This is a genomic window from Thioalkalivibrio sp. (genome assembly GCF_007692535.1).
In the GTDB taxonomy this organism is placed as follows: Bacteria; Pseudomonadota; Gammaproteobacteria; order Ectothiorhodospirales; family Ectothiorhodospiraceae; genus Thioalkalivibrio.
Genome location: NZ_REBW01000189.1, coordinates 1 through 5,131 on the forward strand (window position 1 = coordinate 1; position 5,131 = coordinate 5,131).

A 5,131-nucleotide genomic window follows, 5' to 3' on the forward strand; every position below is an offset into this window, starting at 1 on the left:
CCGCCGCAGGCGAATTCCGGTTGACGAGTCTGGGCCTTGGCGTACGTCGCGCCCGGGTCCGGCAGGCCGTGCTGGACGCCGACGAGAAAGCTCGGGCGTTGTCTCCCCCCGTCACACCGGATTCCGCCGCGGTGGTTCACAACGCCCTAACGCAGCGGGTGGAAGCCTTGCGGATACGCCGTCGGAATCGATCCGCAGGAGCGAGCGAATGAGCAGGCTTCGGCCAAGGGGGGTGCCAGTGGCACCCCCCGGGAGGTTCGATAGGGGGGTGCCAGTGGCACCCCCCCGGGGGCTCGACAAGGGGGTGCCAGTGGCACCCCCCCCGGGGGGCTCGACAAGGGGTTCCAGTGGCACCCCCCCTCGAAGCTCGAATCGGGGGCCCCGGCCTGGGTGGGTTCAAAACCGTGTCGCCAAGAAGCAACCGTTTCTCACTGAACCTTGGCGTGGCCCAGACCAGGATGCTGCGGTGACTGATCCAGCAACGAGGAGGGTTTTGATGACGACCGAACAACCGAACGGGCGGGCGCTACCAGCGACGGTCGCGTGGCCGGCGGTCGCCGACTTCGCCGAGGCGGTAAGGCTGCGGGATCTGCTGCAAGGCGAAGCGGGGCATCCGTACCAGGTGCACCCGAGTGGCGATGGATTCGTCGTGGCGCGCGCGGGGGCATCCTCGGGTGAACGCGCGCCACGGCACGGGGCCCACGGGGCCCAGGCAAGCGATTTTGTGGAGTTACGCCCAGCCAGGCGGGTTGGCTGGGGCAAGGGCCTTACGGCGCTGCTTGCAGGCGGTGTCGCGTTTACGGCCCAGGACTTCGTACCCGTCATGCTGGACCGAGGGCTTGGCGCGAGCGCGGCGAGCCAGGTTTCCGGTGCGTTGCCCATCGCCCCGGGCGATGCGGTCGCGGTGGCTGCACTGGCGATCTGTTTTCTGGTCCTGGGACGTTGGATCTATGGCCGGTACTCCCGCCTGTACCGGGTCACCCACGACGCGATCGAGGAGGTCGTCGGGATCGTGGCCATCCAGACGCGGCGCGTGCGTCTACAGCACGTGCGCTCCGTGGGGCTGCAGCAGACCGTGTTCGGTCGGATCTTCAACGTGGGCACCTTGGAATTCGCCTCGGCAGGCACCGGGGAGATCGATGTCCGTTTCGCCGGGATTCGCCGCCCGGCCACTGTTCGGAGCCTCATTCATGAACGCATCAATCGGCTTTAGGGATATCCCCATGGCACCAGAGCCTGACCAGAAGCTGCGCAAGCGTGTCCTGCCGTTCAACGCGGATCCCGCCGTCGGATACCGAACCGCGGCGACCAGCCCCGGAGGATTGCGGGGGCTGGCCGAGCTGTCCGTTCAGACACGTCAGGCACAGCGCCTGGTTCTCGGCCGCGCAGCCACGGAGGACCGGCCCGCGATCACCGGCCTGGTGCGCTTCGGCATGCTCGTCCGTCACCTGTGGGACGCCGCCGCAGACGACGACCCGTACGCGGACGAGTACCTGCTGAAGATCCTCGAGGCTCTGGAGCAGGGGCGGGAGGAACTGGCGGCCATGGAACAGGACGTCGAGCGCCTGTTGCAGGGCATTCAGGGTGTCGACATTGCGGTGGCCGAGTCGCAGAAGCCGGTACGGATCCCGCTGCAGTTCGCGAACCCCTACGGGTACATGGGGGCGTACCTGATCTCCGACTACGATCGTTTCGCTCGCGCGGTGCTGACAGGCCGGCACGTGGGTCTGCTCGACCGGGACACGAGCGAACGCCTACTGGGCAAGGGGGGGCGACTGGTTCGTCGCGCGTTCGCCGCGACCCAGGGCTACAAGTACTGCGCCGTCACCCGTGACGACATGGCGGCCAACAATGCTCGGGCGCGCGAAGCGGTCGCCGCGATGGGGGATCTGCCGCAGGCGGTTCTGACCGGCGAACTCCGGCCCCGGATCGCTCCGGAGGTGCGCCGCCGTGCGGCGAATGGAGGCGCGGGGAGCACGGGGTCGGAGGACCAGAAGAGCGAGCGCCCCAGCGACGATGATCCGATTACCCCTGACTTCGACGACGACGAAGGTAGCTAACGTTGATCGGCCCGGCGGTAGCGAACGGTTCCCTAAAGGGCCTTTTATTACCCTTTAAGGGTAAGGGTGCGCGATGCAAAACGACGTGACGAGTATTGGGGAGACGCGGCGGCGGTTTGCCAAGCTGGAGCAGATCCGGGAAGAGTGGCGGACCGCCATGAACGATCTGGTGCGGGAGTACGACGCAGAATTCACCGACCCGCCCATCACGCTGCGCATCCACGCACACGCTGGAGGCTTTGCGCTGCGTTGGCGCCGACGAGGGCGGGGATCGAAGGCGGGCGGTCAATCCGTGTTTACTCTGACCTCGGAGCAGGGACGGCGAGTCATCGAGCATCTGCCGCGTCCAGCACAGCGGCGACTGCTGGACTATGACCGCCGCGCGATGGCCATGAATCTGCACGCCGGCATCGCCACCGGTACCGCGGATCGATTGCGGCGGTACGTGCGCGTGGTCGAGACACTGGAGGCCTGGCAGCAGGAGTTCGGGGTTTGATCAACGAATGAGCCGGCACATCGTGAACATTGCGAACCCGGAAGCCGGGGAGACCCACGCGGTGATCGGGTACGACCGCATGCTGGGTCAGTATTTTGTTCAGGTCTGCGCGATCGCTGACGTCGGCGAAGTGGTGACACGCGAGTTTGATGGCGATGAGTTGATGGCGGCAGGCGTCAGGCTGGCTCTGCCTGAAGAACTGGTGTTCCTGCTGCTGCGCGAGGCGGCAGGGCTGTGCACCGCCAACGTCTGCATGGATTGGCGTGCGGGGGATCCCCGGCGCGGCAACCGCAGGCCGTCTGTTTAGGGCGTATTCTCCCGATTTGAGCCCCCGCGCGGGCGCCACTGGGAGAGCGAAGATGTTCACCTGTTTTGTTCGGCGTGCGGCCCCCAGCAACTCGAGGAAACGTGGACGCCAACCTTTCGTGGGCGTCTATTTCGCACGCACTCTGGATGAACTGTTCGAGATGGTGGACGAGGTGACCGATCCGGGGGACTGCGAGTACGCCATGATCCACCCTCCGTTCGGGTTCCATGTTGATGACGGTGAAATCTGTTTCACGGATGAGCTTTCCATCCTGATGGGTGATGATGGGACCGGAAAGGACTTGAACTGGGTTTCCGTGGACACGCTGCTGCGGCCCATCTCGGCTCCTGGCCACGCGTGATCTTGGATCTGCTCCTCGGCGTGTGAGCCGAAAACCCGGTCGCCAGTAAGAAACCGTTTTCCCTAGTGCGCGCCCCCCTGGCGTGCTGTGATCGTGTGCAGCCACACACCTTTTCGGAGGCTGCCATGAGCACACGGTTTATCGGATCCGGCAATCTGGGCGCGGCGCCCGTGACACGCACGGTCGAGGTGGAAGGGGAGTCGCGGTCGGTCACCGACATGCGGGTGTATTTCGACCGTCGCGTTCCCCAGGACGACGGCTCTTTCGCCGAAGAGGGCGGCTTCTGGCTCACGGTGACGACCTGGGGCCGACTGGCGGAATCCTGCGCCAGGGTCTTGCGCAAGGGCATGCGCGTGCGGGTTGAGGGTCGCGCGCGCGAGCATGGTTGGGACAGTGAAGACGGCCCACGAACCGAACTGCGCTTGACGGCGGACCGCCTCACCCTGGAGTTGGCGCAGATCGACGGGGTGACCGTGCGCGCCCGCGAGCAGACGGCCTGATTCGGCTCCTGGATCGATCGCCGTCATGAGGCTCTGGTTGGCGGAAAAGCCGAGTCAGGCCCGCGACATTGCGCGGGTGCTCGGTGCGCAGTCGAAGCGCGACGGCTACCTGGAAGGGGCGTCAGAGACCGTGACCTGGTGTTTCGGGCACCTGCTGGAACAGGCGCCACCGGAGCACTACGGCGAGCAGTACAAGCGCTGGTCGCTGGAGAGCCTGCCGATCGTGCCCGCGACCTGGCAGTCGACCGTCAAGGCCAGCGCGCGCAAGCAGTTTGCCGTGATCCGGCGGCTGCTGCAGCAGGTGCGCGAGGTGGTGATCGCGACCGACGCGGATCGCGAGGGCGAGATGATCGCGCGCGAGGTCCTGGAGGCCTGCGCCTGGCGTGGCCCGGTTCAGCGGCTGTGGCTTTCGGCGCTGGACGAGGCCAGCGTGCGCAAGGCGCTATCGAACCTTTGGCCGGGGGCGAAGACCCACCCGCTGCACCTGGCGGCCACGAGTCGGGCCCGCGCGGATTGGCTCGTGGGCATGAACCTGACCCGGGCGTACACCGTGCTTGGGCGTGCGGCCGGGCACGACGGCGTGCTGTCGGTCGGGCGCGTGCAGACCCCGACCTTGCGCCTCGTGGTCGACCGGGACCGCGCGATCGCGGCGTTCGTGCCGCAGCCGTACTGGGACGTGCGGGTCACGCTGGCGCACGCGAACGGCCGGTTTGTGGCCCGGTGGGTGCCTCCGGCGCCGGTCGCGGACAGCGAGGGCCGCTGCATCAGTGAGGCATCGGCCCGCCAGGTGGCGCAGCGCGTTTCCGGCGGCGCGGCCCGCGTGTCGGACGTGGAGACGACCCGGGTGCGGCAGGCGTCGCCGTTACCGCTGGACCTGGGCACGCTGCAGCAGGAGGCGTCCCGACGCTGGGGCATGGGCGCGCAGGCGACGTTGCAGGCGGCGCAGTCCCTGTACGAGACACACAAGGCCACCACCTACCCGCGGACCGACTGTCCGTACCTGCCGCAGTCGATGCGGGCCGACGTGCCGCAGGTCCTCGACGCACTCGCTCAAAGCGACCCGGACCTCATCCCGTGGGTGCAGCGGGCGGACGTCGACGCTCAGTCGCGTGCCTGGAACGACGCGAAGATCACCGCGCACCACGCGATCATCCCGACGAGTGCGCCGTGCCAGATCGCGCGCATGAGCGAGAGCGAACGGCGCATCTACGATCTGGTGCGACGTCGGTATCTGGCCCAGTTTTACGCACCGCATGAGTTCGACCGGACCGAAGTGCAGTTGCGGGCCGGGGAGGGCGATCAACTGCGGGCAACCGGCAAACGCATCGTGGTTCCGGGTTGGCGCGAACTGTTCGGTGGTGACGACGACGATGCCGAGGTGCAGGCGCTGCCCGCGCTGGCCGAGGG

The 5,131-nt window shown here is 67.3% G+C and carries 7 protein-coding genes; all 7 read left to right on the plus strand.

Going from position 1 to position 5,131, the window contains the following annotated elements:
* Positions 1 to 496: 496 nt before the first annotated feature.
* Positions 497 to 1,213 carry a PH domain-containing protein gene (locus EA346_RS11150; protein ID WP_296758570.1) on the plus strand — a complete coding sequence of 239 codons (717 nt, stop codon included), beginning with the start codon at positions 497 to 499 and terminating at the stop codon, positions 1,211 to 1,213.
* A 10-nt stretch (positions 1,214 to 1,223) separates the two neighbouring features.
* Positions 1,224 to 2,060, plus strand: a complete 837-nt coding sequence (locus tag EA346_RS11155) for a PFL_4669 family integrating conjugative element protein (RefSeq protein WP_296758572.1) — start codon at positions 1,224 to 1,226, stop codon at positions 2,058 to 2,060.
* A 73-nt stretch (positions 2,061 to 2,133) separates the two neighbouring features.
* Positions 2,134 to 2,556, plus strand: coding sequence for a hypothetical protein (locus EA346_RS11160; protein WP_296758573.1), 423 nt, complete (start codon positions 2,134 to 2,136; stop codon positions 2,554 to 2,556).
* Positions 2,557 to 2,563: 7 nt separating this feature from the next.
* Positions 2,564 to 2,863: a hypothetical protein gene (locus EA346_RS11165; RefSeq protein ID WP_296758575.1), complete on the plus strand. Its 300-nt coding sequence runs from the start codon at positions 2,564 to 2,566 to the stop codon at positions 2,861 to 2,863.
* A gap of 118 nt (positions 2,864 to 2,981) precedes the next feature.
* The gene (locus EA346_RS11170; protein ID WP_296758576.1) at positions 2,982 to 3,224 is read left to right on the plus strand and encodes a hypothetical protein; all 243 of its coding nucleotides are present in this window, start codon (positions 2,982 to 2,984) and stop codon (positions 3,222 to 3,224) included.
* A 125-nt stretch (positions 3,225 to 3,349) separates the two neighbouring features.
* The gene (locus EA346_RS11175) at positions 3,350 to 3,724 is read left to right on the plus strand and encodes a single-stranded DNA-binding protein (protein WP_296758578.1); all 375 of its coding nucleotides are present in this window, start codon (positions 3,350 to 3,352) and stop codon (positions 3,722 to 3,724) included.
* Positions 3,725 to 3,749: 25 nt separating this feature from the next.
* On the plus strand, positions 3,750 to 5,131 hold a 1,382-nt coding region (locus tag EA346_RS11180), incomplete at its 3' end, for a DNA topoisomerase 3 (RefSeq protein WP_296758580.1).

Excerpts from the sequence above, each read along its gene's own strand:
- EA346_RS11150 (WP_296758570.1), top strand. The coding sequence starts at position 497 with ATGACGACCGAACAACCGAACGGGCGGGCGCTACCAGCGACGGTCGCG.
- EA346_RS11155 (WP_296758572.1), top strand. The coding sequence starts at position 1,224 with ATGGCACCAGAGCCTGACCAGAAGCTGCGCAAGCGTGTCCTGCCGTTC.
- EA346_RS11160 (WP_296758573.1), top strand. The coding sequence starts at position 2,134 with ATGCAAAACGACGTGACGAGTATTGGGGAGACGCGGCGGCGGTTTGCC.
- EA346_RS11165 (WP_296758575.1), top strand. The coding sequence starts at position 2,564 with ATGAGCCGGCACATCGTGAACATTGCGAACCCGGAAGCCGGGGAGACC.
- EA346_RS11175 (WP_296758578.1), top strand. The coding sequence starts at position 3,350 with ATGAGCACACGGTTTATCGGATCCGGCAATCTGGGCGCGGCGCCCGTG.